This is a genomic window from Bartonella sp. AP58NXGY (assembly GCF_042195785.1).
Lineage (GTDB): Bacteria > Pseudomonadota > Alphaproteobacteria > Rhizobiales > Rhizobiaceae > Bartonella.
The window spans coordinates 1-1,087 of sequence record NZ_JBHIOY010000100.1; the positions used below are offsets into that span (position 1 = coordinate 1).

Below are 1,087 nucleotides of genomic sequence, written 5' to 3' on the forward strand. Positions count from 1 at the left end.
TATCTTTTATGCTTTTGTTAGTATATGAGAATTTTGTCGGGTGTGTTTACACCATACAATACTCTTTATGAGAAAAGTGTAACGACGGACTTGATGCCGTGTTTTGAACGCCCGACACCCTTATAGGGTGTCAATTTCAAAACAATATTAACATCAAGGCTTTAATTATGAAAAATATATCAAAAATTACCCCCGTTAATAAGAAAAAAACATCTAAAAAATATGAGTTTACTGGCGAAATGGATTTTGTGACTGGTCTCATATTATACCGTATACGTGCTTTAAGAGATTTTGCTGATGTCAAAGCCGGCGATCTAGGGGGGTATATTGAAAACGAAAGTAACTTATCTCACAAAGGCAATTGCTGGGTGTATGACAAAGCGCGCGTCTTTCAAAATGCAAGGGTTTCAGGCAATGCTAAAGTAAAAAGCTTTTTTGTTGACGTTTGTGGTAATGCAAGAATTTATGGTAATGCTATTTTTGAAGGCATGTTATTAAAGGACAATGCAAAGCTTTATGGCAATGCTCATGTTAGCAATGCCGTTGTAATTGAAGGTAATGCTAAAATTTATGATAACGCCCGCATCACTAATCATGCTCATATTTGTGATGATGCCGTTATTTGTGATGATGCTCATGTCGGGGGCAATGCTAAAATAAGCGGCGCTGCTCATATTTGTGATGGCTCGCGTGTTTTTGATGATGCCGTGGTTTGTGGGGCTCTTATCTCTGGCGATTCTTATGTTCACAGCGCCGCCTCTTTAACTGCTGATGATCATATTTGGGATGAGGCATATCCTGAATTTGGGAGTGAAGATGATTATTACCGTCATGAATATTATGCTGATTGTGAGGGGTATTATGATGATGATAATGACAGCGAATATGAAAGTGACGCTGCGTAAATAACGCGCGGGCGCGGCGGGGGCGCCCCTCTTTAAAAATCTCATTCTAAAATTTATCAAATATAAACTTAGGGAGTTACCTATGTCCACTATAACTGTATCTAAAACTGTATCTAAAAAATATGAATTAACTAATGAAAATCATACTTTTGAAGGGATTACTATACACCGCATTCGTGCTT

At 37.9% G+C, this 1,087-nt stretch carries 1 protein-coding gene; it reads left to right on the top strand.

The window, feature by feature from the left end:
- Window positions 1–167 precede the first annotated feature (167 nt).
- Window positions 168–905, top strand: coding sequence for a hypothetical protein (locus tag ACFINC_RS09735; protein ID WP_375617080.1), 738 nt, complete (start codon window positions 168–170; stop codon window positions 903–905).
- The last annotated feature ends 182 nt before the right edge of the window (window positions 906–1,087 follow it).

Coding starts and splice junctions, on each gene's coding strand:
- ACFINC_RS09735 (WP_375617080.1), top strand. CDS start 168: ATGAAAAATATATCAAAAATTACCCCCGTTAATAAGAAAAAAACATCT.